Annotated in this window: 20 protein-coding genes and 1 pseudogene; 3 read left to right on the top strand and 18 right to left on the bottom strand. The window is 65.1% G+C overall.

All coding sequences use genetic code 11. The features are described 5' to 3' along the window. The 10 genes and pseudogenes from NFW05_RS09430 to NFW05_RS09385 form a co-directional block, all read right to left on the bottom strand. On the bottom strand, nt 1-838 hold an 838-nt coding region (locus NFW05_RS09430; protein ID WP_295305500.1), incomplete at its 3' end, for a class I SAM-dependent DNA methyltransferase. After that, nucleotides 835-1,542, bottom strand: coding sequence for a hypothetical protein (locus NFW05_RS09425; protein WP_295305497.1), 708 nt, complete (start codon nt 1,540-1,542; stop codon nt 835-837). The genes NFW05_RS09430 and NFW05_RS09425, both read right to left, overlap by 4 nt. Then, on the bottom strand, nt 1,539-2,072 hold the full coding sequence (locus tag NFW05_RS09420) for a hypothetical protein (RefSeq protein WP_295305494.1): 534 nt from the start codon (nt 2,070-2,072) through the stop codon (nt 1,539-1,541). The genes NFW05_RS09425 and NFW05_RS09420 overlap by 4 nt, the downstream gene beginning before the upstream one ends. A gap of 109 nt (nt 2,073-2,181) precedes the next feature. Next, nucleotides 2,182-2,271, bottom strand: a pseudogene (locus tag NFW05_RS09415) (restriction endonuclease subunit S); the annotation flags it as partial. Then, on the bottom strand, nt 2,268-2,411 hold the full coding sequence (locus tag NFW05_RS09410) for a hypothetical protein (protein WP_295305492.1): 144 nt from the start codon (nt 2,409-2,411) through the stop codon (nt 2,268-2,270). The gene NFW05_RS09410 and the pseudogene NFW05_RS09415, both read right to left, overlap by 4 nt. Next, entirely contained in the window at nt 2,408-4,315 is a 1,908-nt protein-coding gene (locus NFW05_RS09405) for an RNA-binding domain-containing protein (RefSeq protein WP_295305489.1), read from the bottom strand. Before NFW05_RS09405 ends, NFW05_RS09410 begins: the two co-directional genes overlap by 4 nt. Further along, nucleotides 4,312-5,568, bottom strand: coding sequence for a restriction endonuclease subunit S (locus NFW05_RS09400; protein ID WP_295305486.1), 1,257 nt, complete (start codon nt 5,566-5,568; stop codon nt 4,312-4,314). Before NFW05_RS09400 ends, NFW05_RS09405 begins: the two co-directional genes overlap by 4 nt. 177 nt (nt 5,569-5,745) lie before the next feature. Further along, nucleotides 5,746-6,090, bottom strand: a complete 345-nt coding sequence (locus tag NFW05_RS09395) for a HepT-like ribonuclease domain-containing protein (RefSeq protein ID WP_295305483.1) — start codon at nt 6,088-6,090, stop codon at nt 5,746-5,748. Next, nucleotides 6,062-6,385: a nucleotidyltransferase domain-containing protein gene (locus NFW05_RS09390; protein WP_295305480.1), complete on the bottom strand. Its 324-nt coding sequence runs from the start codon at nt 6,383-6,385 to the stop codon at nt 6,062-6,064. The genes NFW05_RS09395 and NFW05_RS09390 overlap by 29 nt, the downstream gene beginning before the upstream one ends. Before the next feature lie 12 nt (nt 6,386-6,397). Further along, a complete protein-coding gene (locus NFW05_RS09385) occupies nt 6,398-9,193 on the bottom strand; it encodes a type I restriction-modification enzyme R subunit C-terminal domain-containing protein (protein WP_295305477.1) in 2,796 nt (931 codons plus the stop codon). 650 nt (nt 9,194-9,843) lie between these two features. On the opposite strand from NFW05_RS09385, the gene NFW05_RS09380 reads away from it, so the two are divergent. The 3 genes from NFW05_RS09380 (at nt 9,844) to NFW05_RS09370 (ending at nt 13,427) form a co-directional block, all read left to right on the top strand. Further along, nucleotides 9,844-11,433, top strand: coding sequence for a Re/Si-specific NAD(P)(+) transhydrogenase subunit alpha (locus NFW05_RS09380; protein ID WP_295305474.1), 1,590 nt, complete (start codon nt 9,844-9,846; stop codon nt 11,431-11,433). A gap of 12 nt (nt 11,434-11,445) precedes the next feature. Next, nucleotides 11,446-12,861: a Re/Si-specific NAD(P)(+) transhydrogenase subunit beta gene (pntB, locus tag NFW05_RS09375; protein ID WP_295305471.1), complete on the top strand. Its 1,416-nt coding sequence runs from the start codon at nt 11,446-11,448 to the stop codon at nt 12,859-12,861. A gap of 104 nt (nt 12,862-12,965) precedes the next feature. Continuing rightward, entirely contained in the window at nt 12,966-13,427 is a 462-nt protein-coding gene (locus NFW05_RS09370) for a CBS domain-containing protein (protein ID WP_295305468.1), read from the top strand. Between the two features lie 124 nt (nt 13,428-13,551). Here the strand turns inward: NFW05_RS09370 and NFW05_RS09365 are convergent, their stop codons facing one another. The 8 genes from NFW05_RS09365 to NFW05_RS09330 all read right to left on the bottom strand — a co-directional run bounded on the left by NFW05_RS09365 (nt 13,552) and on the right by NFW05_RS09330 (nt 21,265). Next, nucleotides 13,552-14,673, bottom strand: a complete 1,122-nt coding sequence (locus NFW05_RS09365) for a deoxyguanosinetriphosphate triphosphohydrolase (protein WP_295305466.1) — start codon at nt 14,671-14,673, stop codon at nt 13,552-13,554. Then, entirely contained in the window at nt 14,666-15,757 is a 1,092-nt protein-coding gene (aroB, locus tag NFW05_RS09360; RefSeq protein ID WP_295305464.1) for a 3-dehydroquinate synthase, read from the bottom strand. The genes NFW05_RS09365 and aroB overlap by 8 nt, the downstream gene beginning before the upstream one ends. Next, nucleotides 15,745-16,236, bottom strand: coding sequence for a shikimate kinase (locus tag NFW05_RS09355; RefSeq protein WP_295305519.1), 492 nt, complete (start codon nt 16,234-16,236; stop codon nt 15,745-15,747). Before NFW05_RS09355 ends, aroB begins: the two co-directional genes overlap by 13 nt. A 146-nt stretch (nt 16,237-16,382) precedes the next feature. Then, nucleotides 16,383-18,440 (bottom strand): type IV pilus secretin PilQ, encoded by a 2,058-nt coding sequence (gene pilQ / locus NFW05_RS09350; protein ID WP_295305462.1) that lies wholly within the window; start codon nt 18,438-18,440, stop codon nt 16,383-16,385. Beyond that, entirely contained in the window at nt 18,437-18,958 is a 522-nt protein-coding gene (locus NFW05_RS09345) for a pilus assembly protein PilP (protein WP_295305459.1), read from the bottom strand. The genes pilQ and NFW05_RS09345 overlap by 4 nt, the downstream gene beginning before the upstream one ends. After that, nucleotides 18,955-19,623 carry a type 4a pilus biogenesis protein PilO gene (gene pilO, locus NFW05_RS09340; protein WP_295305458.1) on the bottom strand — a complete coding sequence of 223 codons (669 nt, stop codon included), beginning with the start codon at nt 19,621-19,623 and terminating at the stop codon, nt 18,955-18,957. The genes NFW05_RS09345 and pilO overlap by 4 nt, the downstream gene beginning before the upstream one ends. After that, on the bottom strand, nt 19,620-20,186 hold the full coding sequence (locus NFW05_RS09335) for a PilN domain-containing protein (protein ID WP_295305455.1): 567 nt from the start codon (nt 20,184-20,186) through the stop codon (nt 19,620-19,622). Before NFW05_RS09335 ends, pilO begins: the two co-directional genes overlap by 4 nt. Beyond that, on the bottom strand, nt 20,183-21,265 hold the full coding sequence (locus NFW05_RS09330; RefSeq protein WP_295305452.1) for a pilus assembly protein PilM: 1,083 nt from the start codon (nt 21,263-21,265) through the stop codon (nt 20,183-20,185). Before NFW05_RS09330 ends, NFW05_RS09335 begins: the two co-directional genes overlap by 4 nt. Between the last annotated feature and the right edge of the window lie 7 nt (nt 21,266-21,272).

Genomic DNA, 21,272 nt, shown 5'->3' with positions numbered 1-21,272 from the left:
CGGTGGAGGTCCTGCCGTCCTCGCCGACGATCATCGTGCTGCTCTTCTTGCCGAACGGCGGATTGGCCAGTACCACGTCGAAGCGCTCGCCGGGGTCGGCCGCCAGCGCGTCGGCCACGCGCACCGGCACGCTCTTCTCCGAGCCTATGCCGTGCAGCATCAGGTTCATCGCGCAGACGCGCGCGGTGGCCTGCACCAGCTCCCAGCCGCGGAAGGCGCCGTCCTTGAGGTGGCGTTTCTCGTCGCGGGTGAGGTTTGGGTAGTGCTGCGTGAGGTGCTGGTGCGCGGTGAACAGGAAGCCGCCGGTGCCGCAGGCCGGATCGCAGATCAGCTCGCCAGGCCTGGGCGCGATGCAGTCCACCATCGCCTGGATCAGCGCGCGCGGCGTGAAGTACTGGCCGGCGCCGGACTTGATGTCCTGCGCGTTGCGCTCCAGCAGGCCTTCGTAGGCGTCGCCCTTCACGTCGGCGCCCATCGCCGACCAGTTCTCGGCGTCGATCAGGTCGACGATCACGCGCCGCAGCTTGGCCGGGTCCTGGAACTTGTTCTGCGCCTTGCCGAAGATCAGCGCCAGCGTGCCCGGCTGCCTGCCGAGCTCTTCCAGCGTGTGGCGGTAGTGGTCGAACAGCGCATCGCCGTCCCTGGCGAGCAGTGCCGGCCAGGCGTAGGCCGCGGGAATGGGGCTCGGCTGGCTGTACGGTGGGCGGCCGCGCTCGTCGGCCATCTTGAGGAACAGCAGGTAGGTGAGCTGCTCGACGTAGTCGCCATACGACATCCCGTCATCCCGCAGCACATTGCAGTAGTTCCACAGTTTCTGGACGAGGGTGGTGGCGTTCATGGTCGGCTCAGTTCCGCGATCGTCTGGATGCGTCGACGGACGGTGTCGATGCGGGTTTCGTAAAGCTCGTCGTAGGCGACGAGGCCGGGTAGCGTGTTCTCGAAGTCGCGATGCGCCAGCACGGCAGCGAAGCGATCGGCCAGATAGTCGCGCAGCTCGCTGCTGGCCTGGGCAATTTCGCGCTCGATTCCCGGGCGCCCGTCGATGACGTTGATGATGTCCTCGAAGTCGTGGCTCGCCAGCGGGTCGCCGCCGCCGCGCGTGGAAAAAGCCTCGAACTTCGTCGCCAGGAACGCCGGCGCCGAAATCAGCCGGATGCTCTGCCCGCTCGGCAACACCATCGGAACCGCACTGGCAATCGCCAGCGGATACCAGCGGTTCGCGAATCCAAGTACCCGTTCGTCGGTCGGCATCAGATCGACCTCGATCCCGCCAACGCGCCAGCGGCAGATCGGCGCTTCAGGCGCCATCTCCCGGGTGAAGCCGCGCGCCGCGAAACGCGCTTCCAGCGCGTGCCAGGCGGCCAGCGCCGCCACCTCGGCGACAAGGTCCACATCGCAGGTCATCCGGGGTGGTGGCGATTGCGGCGATGTACACAGCAAACCGGCTGCGCAACCGCCGACGAACACCAGCTCGTCGCACAGCTCACCCAGCGCCTCGGCTACCCGTTCCACGCGCGGCAGGTTCGCATCGAGTTGCCTCACAGGCGCGCCTCAAAGATCTCGACCGCGAGATTCCGCTCGCGGACACTGCCGGCGCGGATCGCGTCGAACAGGGCCAGATTCTCGTAGAGCGCCGGGTTGCGCAACGCGGCATCCGGGGTGCTGGGATAAAGTGGCATCAGCGCCACGCCGCGAACCGTGCCCGCGGCGTGCGGCCACACCGGCGGCAGATCGCCGGAGGGCACGATATGCCGGTCAAGCGGTGCTGCCGCATAGGCCGTGGGCACGCCGCCAACGATTCCACCCCGTACCGCAGGAAAGGCGTACCGGGCGCCGTGGACCAGGAATTCCTTGAACGCCGGCGTCAAGACGCGCGGCCGACGATCCACGAACGCCAGCAAGCGCGCAGCCTCGGCGCGCTTGAGCGCGCCATGGACTTCGGACATCGAAAGGCCGGTGAGCGTCGCCAGTTCCGGGTAGGTCAGAACCTCGTCCTTGACGCCGACGAGCGCCAGCAACAGGACAAAATCCTGCGGCTTGAGGACCAGCTGGCGGTTGACGGGACGGCGCATCAGTCGTTGGTGCTTTCGCGTTTTGCGAAATGCGAAAGTAACTATAAGTCAGACAATTGTCAAACGATTGCAGTCGACATTCCCGATTCGCGAAACGAGAATCGGCGAGCTGCTCGACGTAGTCGCCATAGCTCATGCCGTCATCCCGCAGCACATTGCAGTAGTTCCACAGTTTCTGAACCAAGGTCGCGGAGTTCATTTGTCGTCGTCGCGCAGGGTGAGGCGGGGTTTCTCGCGAGCACCTGCGTGCTCGCGTGCCGGCGAACCGGCGACGCTCCGTCCGAGCCGTGGCCCGTTGCAGTAGTTCCAGAGCTTCTGGACGAGGGTGGAGGCGTTCATTTGTTCGTTTTGTAGGCCTGACCCGGGTGATTGGGCTTGCCAGGAACGCGGGCACGCAGCCGACCGTCGCGCAGCATTGGATTGATGTAATGGTTGCGCAGCGAGTCCGGGGCGCGATCGAGCAGCCGCGCCAATGTTCGAAGCGGCAGCCACCGCTGCGAACACATCGCCAGGATGATGTCTTCTGCCTGTGCCTTGGGCACCTTGCCCAACTCGCGCATCGGCGCCGCCAGTGCAGCCAACCGGTCCTCTTGTTCGGACTCCAGATGTTCGGACCCGCCATCCAGATGTTCGGAGCTGGCGGTCAATTGTTCGGAGCTGGCGGTCAATTGTTCGGAGCTGGCGGTCAATTGTTCGGAGCTGGCGGCCGAATGTTCGAAGCCTTCGCCCCCGGGCGCTGCCGGAGCGAACAAGTCGCCCAGGCGTTGCCCGGGCCAGCGGTACCGGGTGCCACGGCCTTGCCCGCTCTTTTCCAACCACCCAGCCTCGACGAACTGCCTGAGCCTCACCCCGATGTCGCGCGGGTGCTCGGGTCGGTAGGGCTGGACGTCGGCGTTCCCGATCTCGTCGCAACGGTGCGCCAGCATCAGGATCACTCGGCCCAGGTCGTCGACCCTGTCGTACGCGGCCCCGACCACCGCCCTGAGTTCACGCTCCACGTCAGCGGGAATCATGCTGGCCAACGGCAGCCACACCCGCGTCATTTCCAGCCCCGGGTGTTCCGCCACCAGCGGAATCAACCATTGCTGTTCGCGCCAGGCACGCAGGATCTTCTGGAAGCCCGAGCCCGCCTTCTCGCCCAGCCCAAGCATCTGGAACATCTTCTGCAGGCTTGGATTGCGCGGGTCGCTGACCCCGCCCTGGTACAAGGCCTCGCGCGGGATGCGCAGGCGGCCCGGGTTATAGAACAGGAACGCATCCGGCCGCTTGATCACCGTGATCGGCCGTGAGGACTGATGGTCGGCGTGGATCAGCGTGTTCACCAACGCCTCGCGCAGCGCCTCGTGGACATGCGTCTCGTCGACCCGCGTGCCGCGCGCGTCGAGCCTGAACGGAACCGCCAGTCCGTCGACCAGGCGGGGGTAGACGCGATAGTAGAAGTTGAACAGGTTGGGGGCCCACTTGCCGTCCACCGTGAGCCGATAGGTCCAGCGCTGATCGGGATCGGCTGACAACTGCTCCTGGTAATCGAGGTGGTAGTGCGGCAGCGCGTCGAGCAGGCTGCGCTCGGTACCGAACATCAGCAAGCCGGCCGTCGTCAGACCTTCCTGTCCGGACGAACGGTCGCGCCGCCAGCCGCCTAGCTGTCGCAGCAGTTCGCGGTCGTCCAGCGCGAGGAAGGGATGATCAGGCTCGCGTGAGCCGAAGCGATTGCGAAACGCCTTCAGCGAATCCGCGTCGAGGTCGGCCAGCGAGAAGCCCGTGAGGATGGCCGCATCCTGCGGCTCGTCGCTGGCGTCGCGCAGCATCTGACGGACCTCGCCCTCGGTGCAGCGGTAGTCGCCCTCGAAGTTGCGCTTGAACGTGCCGGTAATCGGGTTGCCATTGATGTACACCGGCCGCTGCGCGCGCGAGGCACGGGGCACGCGGATCAGGATCAGGTCTCTGCCGTCCGCAGGCACTACCGACACGTCGCGGTCGGCACAGATCGGCGCACTCAACTTCTGGGGGTTGTGGTGCGCATCCCAGAACACCTTGAGCAGCTTGGCCGGCGAGCGCACGCCGACGAGCTCGTGGCGCTCGGCCTGTTCGGCAACGCCCAAGACGATGACGCCTCCTTCGGTGTTCGCGAAGGCCGAGAACGACTCCCACAACGAACGCGGCAGGCCACCCTCGGCGAGCTTGAACTCGACGTCCTGGTCCTCGCCGATCTCGAGACGAGTGAGAACTTCCTCCGCCGTCATGCTCGTGCCGCTTCGCGAGGCGGATCTGATGGCCTGTCAGCAAATGCTTTGGCCAGCACGGCCTGCCGTAGCGCCTGCGCGCGCTTCAGGTTGGCGTCGACCTCGGCCTCGACCTCGCGGACGATGGACAGGCGGCGGTCGACTTCGGCGACGATACGCTCGCGCTCGGAGGCAGGGGGAAGCGGGATGCTGATCGACGCCACCTGCGGCTGCGCAATCTTGTAGATACCGGCGGTTGTCTTCACCCGCTGCTCAATCTGCCGTCGCACCAGCCGACTTGGCCAGAGCATCGCCACCCATCGTGTGACGTCAATGTCGGCGAAGCGCAAGCGCATCATCGTGTCAGGAAAGATGACCGCGAACGGAGGCGCCTGCGCGGTGCTGCCACGGCCAACGAGCGCGAGACTGCCATTCCCGCGGGATACGAAGAAGTCGCCCTCGCACACAACGATATCGTCGACCGCGCTTGGTTGCAGAGGCAGAAACCGATGATCTCCGTAATCCAAGCCCGCTTCGGACATTGAGCTCAAACGCAATGCGCGCACGTCGGTTGGTGTCTGGCTCTCCTTCACTGACAAGCCATTGACTATCGGCTCGCGCAGAACACTCCCAATCGCGCAGCTGGGCCAAGCGCCGTCAGCCGGGCCCGCCGCATCAGCGAGGACTGATGCGCGATAGCGTGAGAGTGATGCCTTGACGCGCTTGAGGTTGGCGACGGCTTCGTCGAGGCGGGAAAGCTGCTTTTCGAGTTCGGCGACGATGCGGCGCTGCTCATCCAGATCGGGCAGCGGAATCTCACACCGCTCAAGAAACGCAGCCGGGACGCGCTTCTGCCCAACGGCGCCCGTCATATGGTGCGCAGCCTCTGCCCGGAGGCGCGCACTCGACACGAAGTGGTAGACGTAGTGCGGATCGACGCCCGGCCGCGGGCGCAGCACATGAAACTCGGTTGAGCCACAGCCGACGCCGTTGCGAAGTCCAAGCGCAACGGCCATCTTGCCATTCTCCATGCACGGCGTGATCTTGGCGAACAGCACGTCGCCTTCGCGGAAGGTGGTGTAGCCCTTCTTGACCTCGCCGAACCGCCGGATCGCGGTTGCATCCATGCGGCCCGAGCCAGCTTCAACAGCCGCCATCGGAATGAAGGACACCTCCAGGCTATCGGATAGCGCAGCGCGATCAGGTCGCGGATTCAGCTCAACCGCTTCAATCAGCGGAACGACGCGAGTCGTTCCCGCGATCGGTTCACCCACTGCGTTCACGCCACCCGCCCCCGATTCAACTCATCGATCACCTTCGGCTACCCCGCCCCCAAAGAGCTGTTGCCCCCGCCCCAGTGCCCCTCGCCGGTTGAACGGCGGCACCTCGAAGTCCTCGGTTTGTCGTGATGCCTGGGCATTCGATTCCCGGCGCGCGCGGTGTGCCGGGACTCAATCGTCCGACCCGAGCAGGGCGGCCACATCGCTCAACAGTGCGGGAACCTGCTCCTCGATCGTGCTCCAGACGAGCCGGTGATCGACGAGGTCGTAGCCGTAAATGAGGATGTTGCGGAAGGCGATGATCTGCCGGTAGTCGCCGATCCTGGCAACCGAGGCGGGGTCGTGCCGCCCGAGGCGCTTCATGGCTTCGCCGATGATCTCGAAATTGCGCTCGATCGCCTGCCGCAGAAGGCGGTCGCCATGGTAGTCGTCAATCGTCCTGTCGCGCACGGCTTCGCGAATGAAGGCTGCGGCGTCTCGGATGTCGTCAAGCAGCTTGGCTGTCTTCGGCTGCATAGACGATCTGCCGCGTCTTGTTCGCTGACGCGATGAAATGAGGGTTCTCCATGGCGGTGATCATCACCAGGTCGACGTGACGCCCGTAGAGCGCTTCGAGCGACTCTTTCAATCCGAAGTACCGATTGAAGAGATTGGCCGGGCTCTCGTCGAAACCCACCAGAAAGTCGAGGTCGCTGCGTTCGGGATCGAAGGAATCGCCAGTCGCCGAACCGAACAGCTCCAGCCGCACGACGCCGTAGCGGCGGCAGAGTTCGGGAATCTCGGTGATGTGCGGGCTGAGTATGCTGGCCATGATCGGCGACGATTATGCCACCAGCGCGGAGTTCATGGCCTCGATGACCTTCGGCAACTCCGCCCCGAAGATCTGGTGCACCCGCCCCAGCCCGCCGCGCTGGTCGAACGGCGCGTAGCCGAAGTCCTCGGCCTCGATGCCGAGATTGCTGGCGATGTGCTCGGCCATCTTCTCCAGCCACCAGCGCTGCTCGTCGCTGAAGCCTTTGCCCGTCTCCTGCTGCTGCGCCATCCAGGCGCGGAAGTTGGCCATGACTTTCTCGGGGTAAGGCACCAGCTCGTTCTCCTGGTGCATCGCGTAGCGCACCAGTGAGACGAGGTCGGTGAGGATGCGGCGGCGGCTCGCACCCTTCACCTTGCTCTGGTCCAGCGCGGCATAGGCCTGCCAGAGCTGGCTTTCGGTCCACAGGTGCGGCGGGGCCTGCAGCGTGTCGGCCAGCGCCTTGAGGTCGTCGAACTTCAGCGGCGCCCTGGTCGGGCGGTTGTAGAGGATCGAGAGCGCGGTGATCTCGTCGCGGTGCTCGGCGATGAAGGCCTCGAAGCTGTGCACGATGCCTTGTGCGCGCTCGCGGGCGGCCGCGGAGAAGCCGGCTTCGAGCACCCGGTCCTCGGTGACGGTGTCGATCACCAGTTCCTTGCTGGCTTTCAGCGTGACGATCAGCGTGCGCAGGGTAGGGTTGCAGAGCGGCTTGACGGCGTTACGCAGCGCGGCCTCGGCCTCCTGCGGCGAGCGGTCCGTATGCAACCCCGGCGGGTCCAGCGCCTGCACGATGCCGCGCGACAGTTCCTTGAGGCCCAGGCCGCCGGCCTCCGTCACCACCCTGGCCCGTTCGGCGTCGCTGAGCTGCCCGTCCAGCCGCGCCAGGCGCACGGCCACGCTGGAGAGCACCTCGGGCTCGACGTTGCCCAGGCTCACGGCCTGCAGCAGCGCCGCCAGCGGGACGCTCTTCTTCTGGTCCATCGGCCGGCTGTCGGTCTTGTCGCGCTCGCACACGCCCACGCAGTCGACGATGACAAAGTGGTCCTTGTGCACGTGCTCGCCGGGGTTCACGCCGCGCAGGTCGTCGTCCTTGATCACGCGCACGCCGCGGCCCTTCATCTGTTCGAAGAAGCTGCGGCTCTTCACGCTGCGCATGAAGACGACGATCTCCACCGGCTTGATGTCGGTGCCGGTGGCGATCATGTCCACGGTGACGGCGATGCGCGGGTAGTAGCTGGTGCGGAAGGCCTTGATCAGCTCTTCGGGCTTGTTGCCCGTGGTGCGGTAGGTGATCTTCTGTGCGAACTCGTTGCCGCGGCCCCACTCCTCGCGCAGGATGCCGACGATGGCCTCGGCGTGGTTGTCGTCCTTGGCGAAGACCAGCGTCTTGGGCAGCTCCTGCCGCTGCGGAAAGAGGTCGCTCTGCCAGCGCTGGTACAAGGTGCGGGCGATGGTGCGGATCTGGTCGGGCGTCTGCACGCTGCGGTCCAGCTCTTCAGGTGCGTACGCGAAGTCGTCGTCGAGCTGCCAGTCGCGCCGGGCACGGGTGGGCTTGTCCAGCACCTGCAGCCAGTAGCCGGCTTCCACGGTGCTGCCGGCCTCGGTGACCTCGGTCTTGATGCGGTAGACGTCGTAGTTGACGTTCACGCCGTCGGCCACCGCCTGCGGGTGGCCGTACTCCATCACCAGGTTCTGGTTGAAGAAGCCGAAGGTCTGCCTGTTGGGCGTGGCGGTCAGGCCGATGAGGGTGGCGTCGAAGTACTCCAGCACCTGGCGCCACAGGTTGTAGATCGAGCGGTGCGCCTCGTCGGTGACGATGATGTCGAAGGTCTCGATCGGGAACGCGGGGTTGTAGTCGATGGGCTCCGGTTCCTTGAACAGGTTTTCCGCTGCTGCCGTGGATTCTTCGTCCGCTTCTTCCGGCAGCTCGCGGCCCTTGAGCATCGAGTACATGCGCTGGATGGTGCTGATGCACACGCGGGCGGTCTTGTCGAAGTTGTTGCTGGTGAGGTGCTGGACGATGTACTCCTCGCCGAACTTGTAGTTGTTGACCGGCGAGACGTACTGGTCGAACTCCTTCTTCGTCTGCCGGCCGAGGTTGCCGCGGTCCACCAGGAACAGTACGCGCCTGGCGTCTCCGAACTTGATCAGCCGGTAGATGAAGCTGATGGCGGTAAAGGTCTTGCCGCTGCCGGTGGCCATCTGGATCAGCGCGCGCGGCTTGTTCTGGGCCAGGCTCTTCTCCAGGTTGCGGATGGCGGTGATCTGTGCCGGCCAGAGCTTGCAGTCGCCCCATTCGGTGACCAGCGGCGGCATCTGGCGCACACGGGCGAGGAAGGTCGCCGGGGCGAAGCCTGCTGCGCGGGCGATGCCACCGGCGCCGGTGCCGAAAGCGCGCGGCTGCGGTTGCGCGGCGAGCCATTCAGCGAGCGTTTCCGGGCGATGGAAGGCGAAGACGCTGCGCGCGCGCGGTTCGGGGTCCAGACCGTCGGTGAAGTGCGTCTCGAAGCCGGTCGATTCGTAGACGAATGGCAGCGGACGCAGCCAGGCAGGCAGGTTTTCGGGCAAGCCCTCTGCGTAGCGTGCGGACTGGGTCTCGACGCCGGTCAGCGTTGCGCCCGGCTTCTTCGCTTCGATGACCCCGGCGGCGCGGCCGTCGACGTAGAGCAGGTAATCGGCGAAACCATGGCCGGAGGCGAGTGGAAATTCGCGCAGCGCGACGCCGCGGGCAGCGCGCAGGTCGACAGCGCACAGGTCCTGCACGGACCAGTTCGCGGCGGTCAGCAGGCGGTCGATCTGCTGGCGGGCCAGTCGTTCCTTCGCCGGCATCGGCCCTACGCGACAGTTGCCCTCGACCGGGCCGCGCGGCGAGGCGCGACGCGTTCGCGGACCGCTGCGCGTCGGTTGACCAGGCGCCGGGGTCCCGGCAACGGCCTGGCAAGGGTCGACTCGTTCATCGTCCGCAGGTCATTCTCATCCTCGAGACCCTTCGATCGGCCAGCGACGGAGGCGGTCGCCCTCGTTGCCAAAGGCAAACGCCGCACCGACGAATCATACAGCAAGTGCGCGGCCGGTCCGGACTGACGCGTTCGACGATCGCACAAGGCGTTGACGGCCCGGTCAGCCCTCCTCGATCCGCACGGGAAATCGATCCCCGGCTCCGCCCCGAAGGGGCACGCCGATGCCAATCGACGAGCAACCTGGCCCGACGCCTTTCGGCATGTTTCTGTTCGGACGGCGACCATGCTAAAGTTTGTCGCGGGCCTTGTGACGCGTTCCGCGAAGGGGTCGTTTCGTGCTCGTCGCCTGACGTCGAGCGGGGAATGGAGGGCCGATGACCGCCATCGGCGCCTCCGGAACGGAGGCAAATCGGGGGGAGACCAGCGGGCGTTTCGCAGGCTCTTCCCGCACGGCCAGCACGAATTTCGGGAGGCTTTTCAGCCGAGTCTCCCACAAGGACAACAGTGACGGAGGACCAGATGCCGCTAACAATCGGAGTACCCAAGGAGCTTGCCGCAGGAGAGAAGCGCGTCGCGACCGTGCCCGAGGTCGTCGAGAAGCTGATCAAGCTCGGTTTCGCAGTAGAGGTCGAAGCCGGCGCGGGCGAGGCCGCCAATTGTGACGACGACGCCTACCGCGCCGCCGGGGCGAAGGTGGTCGGCAGCGCCAGCGAGCTGTGGTCGTCGTCCGACGTCGTCTTCAAGGTTCGCGCGCCGACCGCGGACGAGGTGCCGCTGGTGCGCGAAGGGTCGACGCTGATCAGTTTCATCTGGCCGGCGCAGAACCCGGACCTGATGCAGCAGCTCGCCGCGAGGAAGGCAACCGTACTGGCCATCGATTCGCTGCCGCGGATGCTCAGCCGCGCCCAGAAGATGGACGCGCTGACCTCGATGGCCGGCATTGTCGGCTATCGCGCGGTGATCGAGGCGGCGAACGCCTTCGGGCGCTTCTTCGCCGGTCAGGTGACCGCTGCCGGCAAGGTGCCGCCGGCCAAGGTGTTCATCGCCGGCGCCGGCGTCGCCGGTCTGGCGGCGATCGGCACCGCCGTCGGCCTCGGCGCGATCGTGCGCGCCAACGACACCCGCGCCGAAGTCGCCGACCAGGTCAAGTCGATGGGTGGAGAATTCGTCAAGGTCGACTACGAGGAAGAAGGTTCCGGCGGCGGCGGCTACGCCAAGGTGATGAGCGAGGGCTTCCAGGCGGCGCAACGCGAGATGTACGCGAAGCAGGCCAGGGAGGTGGACATCATCATCACCACCGCGCTGATTCCCGGCAAGCCCGCGCCCAGGCTGATCACCGCCGAAATGGTCAGGAGCATGAAGCCGGGCAGCGTGATCGTCGACCTGGCCGCCGAGCAGGGCGGCAACTGCGAGCTGACCGAGCCCGGCCAGGCGGTGGTCAGGCACGGCGTGACGATCATCGGTTACACCGACCTGCCGAGCCGACTCGCCAAGCAGTCCTCGACGCTCTACGCGACCAACCTGCTGCGCCTCACCGAGGAATTGTGCAAGACCAAGGACGGCAACATCGACGTCAACATGGACGACGAGGCGATCCGCGGCCTGACGGTGATCCGGAACGGCGAGATCACCTGGCCACCCCCGGCCCCGAAGATCGCCGCGGCACCGCCGGCGGCAGCGGCGGCCAAACCGCCTGCACCGGCCGCCAAGTCCCACGGTCACGGCGCCGCCGGACAGCCGGCGTCCGCAGGCAGCACGGCGATCACCTTCGCCGTCGCCGCTGCGCTGTTCTGGTTCATCGGCGCGTACGCACCGCCGGCCTTCCTCGGCCATTTCACCGTTTTCGTGCTGGCCTGCTTCGTCGGTTACATGGTCATCTGGAACGTGACCCCGGCGCTGCACACGCCGCTGATGAGCGTGACCAACGCGATCTCGAGCATCATCGCCATCGGCGCGCTGGTGCAGATCGCACCGCCCGTCGCCGAAGGCGTCCAGCGCCCCGAGGCGTGGATCATCGGCCTCGGCGTGGTCAGCGTCGCGCTGGTGGCGATCAACATGTTCGGCGGCTTCGCCGTGACGCAGCGCATGCTGCAGATGTTCCGCAAGTAGAGGATCCACGACATGTCCACGACCCTGGCCACCGTCTCGTATCTCGGGGCGATCATCCTCTTCATCCTCAGCCTCGGCGGGTTGTCCAACCCCGAGACTTCGCGCCGCGGCAACCTCTACGGGATCATCGGCATGACCATCGCCGTACTGGCGACGGTCTTCGGGCCGCAGGTCACCGCGGCCGGCTACGGCTGGATCGTCGGTTCTCTGGCGGTCGGCGCGGCGATCGGGCTCTACGCGGCGCGCACGGTCAAGATGACCCAGATGCCCGAACTGGTCGCGCTGATGCACAGCCTCGTCGGTCTCGCCGCCGTGCTCGTCGGCTACGCCAACTACATCGACCCGGCGGCGGCCGGGCAGTTCTCCGGCGCCGAAAAGACGATCCACGAGATCGAAATCTACATCGGCATCCTGATCGGCGCGGTGACCTTCTCCGGATCGATCATCGCCTTCGGCAAGCTCTCGGGAAAAATCACCGGCAAACCGGTCCTGCTGCCCGCACGGCACTGGATCAACCTCGTCGGGCTGGTGGTCGTGATCTGGTTCGGTGGTGTATTCATCCACACCCACTCGGCCGCCGAGGGCATGACCCCGCTGGTGGTGATGACGGTGATTGCGCTGCTCTTCGGCATCCACATGGTGATGGCCATCGGCGGCGCGGACATGCCGGTGGTGGTGTCGATGCTCAACAGCTACTCGGGATGGGCCGCCGCGGCAACCGGCTTCATGCTCAGCAACGACCTGCTGATCGTCACCGGAGCGCTGGTCGGCTCTTCCGGCGCGATTCTCTCGTACATCATGTGCAAGGCGATGAACCGGCACTTCATCGCAGTCATCGCTGGCGGCTTCGGCACCGAGGGCGGAGCCCCGGCTGCCACGGCGGGCGCGCAACCAGCCGGCGAAGTCTCGCCGATCAGCGCCCCCGATACCGCGGAACTCCTCCACGAGGCGAAGAACGTGATCATCGTTCCCGGTTACGGGATGGCTGTCGCGCAGGCGCAGCACACGGTTTATGAGATCACCCGCCTGCTGCGCGAGAAAGGGGTGAACGTCCGCTTCGGCATCCACCCGGTCGCCGGCCGGATGCCCGGACACATGAACGTGCTGCTCGCCGAAGCCAAGGTGCCGTACGACATCGTCCAGGAAATGGACGAACTCAACGACGACTTCCCGCAGACCGACGTGGCGATGGTCATCGGCGCCAACGACATCGTCAACCCGGCTGCCCAGGACGACCCGACCAGCCCGATCGCCGGCATGCCGGTCCTCGAAGTGTGGAAGGCCAAGACCTCGATCGTCATGAAGCGGAGCATGGCCTCGGGCTACGCCGGCGTTGACAACCCGCTGTTCTACAAGGAAAACAACCGGATGCTCTTTGGCGATGCGAAGAAGATGCTCGACGAGGTGCTGGCGGCACTCAAGGGCTGAACCGGCGGGACGCGGTGCTTCCCGGCAGCCGCCTGACATCTGGTAGAATCCGGCTGACAGGCGACTGAACGCAATACCGAGCTATCCTAAGTCTAGGGGGTTACATGGAGGTCAAAGAGGTTCTGCAGGTCAAGGATTCCAGGCTGTTCACCGCGCACCCGGACCAGCCTCTCTCGCAGGCCGTGATCATGATGGCCGAGAACGACATCGGCTCGGCCATCGTCATGAATGGCGAAACGCTCGCCGGAATGCTGACCTTCCGTGAGGTTCTGCGGATTCTTGCGAAGCGCCAGACCGAGCGCCGCGTCGGACCGACGCCGCCGATCGCCGAGATCTTCGTCCGCGAGGCCATGGATCCCAACCCTCCGACCGGCCACCCGGACATGGACGTCGACGAACTGCGGCGGATGATGGTCGATACGCACACGCGTTACGTCCCGGTCATGGAAGGCGGCAAGGTGATCGGGATCGTTTCGTTCCACGACGTCGCCAAGGCGGTGCTCGAGGAGCGCAACATGGAGAACAAGCTCCTCAAGGCGTACATCAAGGACTGGCCTTCGCCGTAACCGTCGCCCCAACCTGCCGGGACCGCCGGTCTGGACCGGCCGCCGGCTGGACCGACGCGGGCGCTTCTTCGCCCGGGTCGTCATTTTTTGCGCTTCGGCGAGCGCGACCGACGAAGTCCGCTGGTCAGCTCAGATCGACGGCGAAGAGCTTCTGGTGCTCACGGATTGCGTAGCGATCGGTCATCCCGGCGATGTAGTCGGCAACCCTTCGCTCCTGGCTATCCGGCGCGCCGCCCTGGTACTGAGGCGGCAGCAGGCGCGGGTCGCTGGTGAACGCCGCGAACAGATCGGTGATGATCCGCCGCGCCTTGTTGGCCGTGCGCAGAACCTGATGGTGACGATAGAGCGCCTCGTGCAGGAAACGCTTCAGGTGTGCCTGCTCCCTGCCGAGGACGCTCGAAAAGGCCACCAGAGGCGGCGCGAGGCGAACGGCGTCCAGACCATCGGGCTGCTCACGCGTGATGTTCGCCGCGCTCGTCTCGATCACGTCGCAGACCAGCGCGTTGATCATTCGCCGGATCGTCTCGTGGATCAGCCGCCGCCCCGCAAGGCCCGGGTAAGCGCTGCGCACCTCGCCGACGTGTCGCGTGAAGAGCTCGATTCCCTCGAGCTGCTCGATGCTCAGCAGCCCGGCGCGCAACCCGTCGTCGACGTCATGGTTGTTGTAGGCGATGCTGTCGGCGAGATTGCAGATCTGCGCCTCGAGCGACGGGCGCTGGCCCTCGACAAAACGCCTGCCGACGTCACCGAGCTCCTGGGCCCTGGTTCGGGAACAGTGCTTGAGGATGCCTTCGCGGGTCTCGAAGCAGAGATTCAGTCCGTCGAAGGCGGCGTAGCGCTGTTCGAGGACATCGACCGTGCGCAGGCTCTGCAGGTTGTGCTCGAAGCCGCCGTGCTCACGCATGCACGCGTCGAGCGCGTCCTGGCCCGCGTGCCCGAACGGTGTGTGGCCGAGATCGTGGGCCAACGCGATCGCTTCGGTGAGATCCTCGTTGACCCGCAAGGCCCGGGCGATGCCGCGGGCGATCTGCGCCACCTCGAGGCTATGCGTCAGCCGCGTCCGGAACAGGTCGCCTTCATGATTGACGAACACCTGGGTCTTGTACTCGAGACGCCGGAAGGCCGTCGAATGAACGATCCGGTCGCGGTCGCGCTGGAATTCGTCGCGGTGCGCAGGCCCGGCCTCGGCATGGCGCCTGCCACGCGAACCGTCAGCCGAGACGGCGTAGCGAGCGAGTTCAGCCATCGCCCGAGCGTCTGGTGATCGCTGCGGCGACTTCGCCGAGCGGGGCGGCGTCACTGACCACGGCGCGGCCGACGGCCTCGAGCAGCACGAGGCGCAGCCTCCCGTCCTGAACCTTCTTGTCGCTGTGCATCAGTTCGAGGTAGCGCTCGACCGACAGCGCGGCCGGACCGCGCACCGGTAGACCGGCACGCCGGAACAGGTCGTCGATCCGTTCGACGTCGTGCGTTCCGAGCCAACCGAGCTGCCGGGACAGTTCGGCGGCGATCAGGGTTCCCGCGGCAACCGCCTCGCCGTGCAGCCACCTGCCGTAGCCAAGCCCGGTTTCGATCGCGTGACCGAAGGTGTGGCCGAGGTTGAGCAGTGCCCGCTCACCGGTCTCCCGCTCGTCGGCGGCGACGATGCCGGCCTTGTTCCGGCACGAGCGGCAGATCGCCTCGACGAGCGCATCAGGTTCGCGGGCAAGGATCCGCTCGACACTGGCCTCGAGCCATTCGAGGAAGGGCAGATCGCGAATCAGACCGTACTTGATCACCTCGGCGAGACCGGCCCGCAGCTCGCGGTCGGCCAGCGTGCCGAGCGTGTCGGTGTCGGCGAGCACCAGGCGCGGCTGGTGGAACGCGCCGATCATGTTCTTGCCGAGCCGATGGTTGATCGCCGTCTTGCCGCCGACCGAAGAGTCGACCTGCGACAGCAGGGTCGTCGGCACCTGAATGAACGGCATTCCGCGCTGATAGCACGCGGCCGCAAAACCGGTGATGTCACCGACGACGCCGCCGCCGAGGGCGATCAGCGTCGTCGATCGCTCGCAGCGGCTTTCGATCAGCCGGTCGAAGATCGTGTTGAGCGTCGGCCAGTCCTTGAACTGCTCGCCGTCGGGAACGACGATCTCGCCGACGTCCACGCCGGAACGGCGTAACGAATCGGCGAGGCGGTTCAGGTACAGCGGCGCGACGGTGGTGTTGCTGACCACCACGGCCCTCGGCTGCCTGAGCAACGGGAGCAGCAGTTCGCTCCGTTCGAGCAGGCCCCGTCCGACGTGGATAGGATAGGCACGATCACCGAGGGCAACCATCAGCGTTTCCATGAGTCCCCCATTTCCCTGACCAGAAGTTGCTGGACCGCCTGCGCGGTGATCCGGCTGCCGGTGATCACCAGATCGGCGATCTCCCGGTAGAGCGGGTCGCGCTGCGTGTGCAGTTCCCTGAGCTTCTGCCGAGGATCGCTGACCTGCAGCAGCGGGCGCTTCCGGTCGTGTCGCGTGCGCTCGTACAGCGTCGGCAGCGGTACGTTCAGGTAAATCACCACCCCGCTCGCCCTGAGGGTCTGCCTGTTCTCGGGCCTGAGCACCGCGCCACCGCCAGTGGCCACGACCTGGCCGGCGAGCCGCGAAATCTCGGCCAGCACCTGCGCTTCGCGCCTGCGGAAGCCTTCTTCGCCTTCGATCTCGAAGATCGTCGGGATGCTCACCCCCGTACGCGCCTCGACCTCATGATCGGAATCGACGAAGCGATAATCGAGGCGTCGGGCCAGCGCCTTTCCGATCGTCGTCTTTCCGGCGCCCATCAGCCCGACCAGGAAGAGGTTGCGCGTGGCGTTGGCTGCTTTCACCGCCGCATTCTAGCGCATGACCGGGAAACCGACAGCGCGCGAAATCGTGCCCAAGAAAAAGCCGGCTGGCAGCCGGCTTCTTGGCTCGTTCCCGGTCCGCTTCAGCGAACCGAGAGGTTCTCGGCAAGGATCCGCGGCGTGATGAAGACGAGCAGTTCGGTCTTCCTTTCGGAAGTCGCGCGATTCTTGAACAGGAATCCGATGTACGGGAGATCGCCGAAGAACGGAATCCGCTGCGTACTGTAGCCGGTCTCTTCGACGTAGATGCCGCCGATCACTACCGTACCGCCGTTATCGACCAGCACCTCGGTCTTCACGTGTTTCGTGTTGATCGCCACACCGGCACCGGTAATCAGCGTCCGGTCGGGCGTATCCTTGTTCACGTCGAGTTCCATGACGATCTTGCCGTCGGGCGTGATCTTGGGCTTGACCTTCAGCGACAGGTTGGCCTTGCGGAACGACACGCTCGTCGCCCCCGAACTCGTCGCCTGCTGGTAGGGAATCTCGACGCCCTGCTCGATGATCGCCTCGACCGAATTGGCCGTCATCACGCGCGGGCTCGAGATGACCTTGCCCCGACCGTCGGCCTCGAGCGCCGAGATCTCGGTCGTCAGGATGCGCGTCAGCGCACTGTTGAAGAAGGTGAAGGTCATCGTTCCCGCATTGCCCGTCGAAGGAGCAGCGGGCAGGTTCACCAGCGCCTCGGTGGCCAGGTTGCCCGAGATCGCCGTGTTCGGGCCACCGATCGCCGTTGCGCCCCCCGGAATTTGCTGTCTCCAGCCGAGGCGGACACCGAGGTCCTTGGAGAAGGTGTCCTCGGCCTCGACGATGCGCGCTTCGATCATCACCTGACGCACTGGAACGTCGACCAGGGCGATCATCGCCCGGACGTCATCGAGCCGACTCGGCGTGTCCTTGACGAACATCATGTTCGACCGCTCGTCGAGCAGCGCGCTGCCGCGCTTCGAGAGCAGCGTCTGCTTGGGATCGACGAGCAGCTTCTGGACCGCTTCGGCCTTGATGTAGTTCATCTGGAAGCTCTCGGTCTGCAGTGGCTCGAGGTCACCGATCTGCATCCGCGCCTCGAAATCGAGCTTCTCCTTGGTGGCGATTTCCTCGCGCGGCGCAATCATGATCACGTTGCCGTTCTTGCGCATGTCGAGGCCCTTCTGCTGAAGGATGATGTCCAGCGCCTGGTCCCAGGGAACGTCCTTGAGAATCAGGGTGATCGATCCGCCCACCGAGTCGCTGACGACCATGTTCATGCCGGTGAACTCGCCGATGACCTGCAGCAACCGACGGACGTCGACGTTCTGGAAGTTCAGCGACAGCTTCTCTCCCTGGTATCCGCGCCGGGTACCCTGGACGAGCTTGTTGGGGTCCTCGACGACCGGCTTGACCTCGATGACGAACTGGTTGTCGCTCTGGTACGCGTTGTGCTCCCAGAGACCGCGCGGGGTGATCGTCATCCGCGCATTGGCGCCCTTCTGGGTCGTATTCACGGTCAGCACCGGGGTCCCGAAGTCGGTTACGTCGAGCCGTTTGCGCAGGTTCTCGGGAACGGTGACCTTGACGAAATCGACGATCAGCGTCGACCCCTGCTGGCGAATGTCGATACCCGCGTTCGGGTCGGTGAGGTCGACGCTGATCCGCCCTTCGCCGTCCTTGCCGCGGCGGAAGCCGATGTCGCGGATGGTGTTGGCGACTTCGTAGGGCTGGGCTCGGGCGAAATGCTCAACCGGCTTGGCGCCCTCGGGCAGGGCGCTCGGGACCAGAGAGATGACCAGGCTGTTGCCGTCGATCGTCGCGTCATGGGTCATCGCCCGGTTCAGGTTCAGGACGACTCGAGTCCGCTCGTCGGTCTGGACGACGTTCGCGCTGCGCAGGTCGCCCTCGTTGAAGGGCAGGCTCGACTTGCCGAGTCCGTTGGTCGTGTTCACGAAGTCGAACGCGATGCGCGCGGGTTTAGCCACGCTGAATGCCGGAGGAAGGGCCTTCAGCGGCTCCCGGAAGCCCAACCTGACGCTGAGCACGGCGCCCTGCTGGACGACGTTCAGCGATTCGATGGAGTTCGACCTCGCTTCCTGCGCTCCGGCGCTGCCCAGCACGAGCAGCAGACCGGCCAGCAGCCCGAGCAGAAGAGTTTTGACCTGCTTCATGGATTTGCTCCCTTTTCCTGCAACAACAGGCTGCTGGTTCGTTCGACCCAGTCACCCGCCGAATCCTGGACGAGTTCCCGCAGAGTGATCTCCGACTCGTTGATGCTCACCACGACGCCAAAGTTCTGTCCGAGGTAGTTCCCGATCTTCACCTGGTGGAGGGCGCCATCGGCGAGCACGATGGCGTACGAGACCTTCCTGCGGGTCATCACCCCGACGTACTTGAGCGATTCGAGCGGGAAAAGCTCGAGCGGCTCCTTCGGTCGGTCGAGGTCGGGCCGAAATCCGCCGCCGCCCTTCTTCTCTTCGGGAGCCAGCTTGGTCGCCTTGAACGGGTCCATCAGGCTGGCCACCTCGTACGGAACGGGTTCGTAAGGCTCGACGACCGGTAACGGCGGAATCTTCGGCTTGACGCCTTCCGCTGCCGTCTTCATCCACGCGCGCAGTTCATCCTCGTCGCCCGAGCTGCAGGCGACCAGGAGAATGCTGCTCAGCACGCCCAGCAGCAGCCTGCTCATTTCCTTGCAGCCTGCGCAGCCGCCTTCCGCTTGGCCGCGAGTTCCTCTTCGTCGAGGTAGCGGAAGGTCTTGGTGATCGCGTCCATGACCAGCAGTCCGTCCTTGCTCTGTGGGTTCGTCGAAATGGCGATGTTGTTCAGCGTGACGATCCGCGAAAGCTTGCCGATGTCCCCGGCAAAGGCACCGAAGTCGTGGTAGGTACCGGTCAGCTTCACGGTAATCGGGAGCTCGGCGTAGAAGTCCTTGACCTGTTCGCCGGCTGGCTTGAACAGTTCGAACTGCAGGCCCCTTCCCATGCCCGCCTGGTTGATCTCGACGAGCAGCGATTCGACTTCCGCCTTGCTCGGCAGTTGCTTCAGCAGTGCGCCGAAAGAGCGATCGATCTCGTTGAGACGCTGCACGTAGAGGTCGAGGTTGACCGCCTGACTCTTCTTGGTCACGTATTCGTCACGCAGCTTGAGTTCAGTCTCCTGCTTCTGGCCCAACTCGTCGAGCTTTTCGGCCCAGTACAGCCACCAGCCACCGCCCAGGATCACCAGGGACAGGACGACGAGCGCGGTGACTCGCGGCGCGAGCGGCCAGGTTCCGACGTCCCTTGCATTGAGGTTCTGAAAATCCCTGGCCAGAGCCTGCCAGTCGAACTTCGGAAGATCGCGCGCTTTCACTTCTGAGCCCCCTGATCAGCTGGAGTCCTCTTGATCGAGGCGTTCATGCTGAACTCATTGAGGCGGCGCTTGTCGACGATCACCGCCTTGATCTCCAGCAACTCGGGCTTCTCGAGCCATGGCGACGCTTCGATGTTGCGCATCAGCGTAGACACCCGGGCGCTCGACTGCGCGTAGCCGGTCATGGCGATGCGTTGCCCTTCCTGCTTCAGTGATTTCAGGTACACGCCCTCGGGCATCTGTTTGGCCAGTTCGCTGAGCAAGCGCACCGCATCGGCACGATCGCGTTGCAGCGACTCGATGATCCGCTTGCGATCGAGGAGCGCGTCGGTCTGCTCCTTGAGCCGCTTGATCTGGTCGATCTCCTTGTCCAGTGCGGCGATCTCCCTCTTGAGGAAGTCGTTTCTGGCATCCTGCGCGGAGATGTAACCGGCGATCACCGAATAGACGAGCAGGACGATCACCACCGAGAGCAACGAGACCAGCCCGAGCAGCCCGTAAAACTGCTGCCGCCGCGCCCGACGCTTCTCCTCGCGATGCGGAAGAAGATTGATCCGGATCATTCGTCAAATCTCCGCAGAGCGAGACCGCAAGCAACCATCAGCGACGACGCGTCAGCCAGCAGGCTCTTGCTGCGCACGCGATCGGCCAGCACCATGTTGGCAAACGGATTGGCGACGATCGTGTTGATCTGCGTCCGCGACGCGACCATCTCGTCGATGCCCGGAATCACCGCACAGCCCCCGGCCAGCACGATGTGGTTGACCTGGTTGAACTGTGTCGAGGTATAGAAGAACTGCAGCGCGCGCGTCAATTCCTGCATCATTGAGTCGAGGAAAGGTCGCAGGAGTTCCACCTCGTATTTCTCCGGGAGGTTGTTGCGCCGCTTCTCGGCTTCCGCCTCCTCGAAGCTCATCCCGAAGGCACGCGCCACTTCCTGGGTCAGCTGATTGCCCCCGAAAGCCTGCTCGCGAGCATAGAGCTGCTGTCCGTCGCGAAGGACAGTGAGGTTCATGACGTTGGCCCCGACGTCGACGAGCGCGACGATCTGCCCCTTGCCGCCATCGGGAATCTGCGCCTGCTGGACGAGTTCGAACGCCGCCAGAACGGCGTACGACTCGACGTCGAGGACTTTCGGCTTGAGCCCGGCCGACTCGGCGACCGCCACACGGTCCTCGACCTTTTCCTTGCGCGAAGCGGCGATCAGCACCTCGATCTCGTCGGGCGACGAAGGCGCCTGGCCGAGAACCTGGAAATCCAGATTCACCTCGTCGAGGGCGAAGGGAATGTACTGGTTCGCTTCCGACTCGACGAGCAGCTCGAGTTCCTCCTCGCGCTGTCCGGCAGCGACGATGATCTTCTTGGTAATCACGTGTGACGCCGGCAGGGCGATGGCCACCTGCCTCGTCGGCGTGGCCAGCTTCTTCCAGGCCCGTCTCACCGACTCCGCTGCCGCTTCCAGATTGACGATATTCCCGTCCGATACGATGTCCCGGGCGAGAATCTCCACGGCGTAGCGCTCGACGCGATAACCCCCCTTGCCGTCACTGCCGAGTTCAACCATCTTGACTGCCGAAGAACTGATGTCAAGACCGATCAGCGAACGCGTCTTGGGTCCAAAGATTGACAGATCAAGCTGCAAGTTGCTT

Source organism: Accumulibacter sp., from assembly GCF_023806625.1.
In the GTDB taxonomy this organism is placed as follows: domain Bacteria; phylum Pseudomonadota; class Gammaproteobacteria; order Burkholderiales; family Rhodocyclaceae; genus Accumulibacter.
The sequence above is the reverse complement of the archived record's forward strand: the minus strand, read 5'-3'. Positions and strand labels throughout refer to the sequence as shown.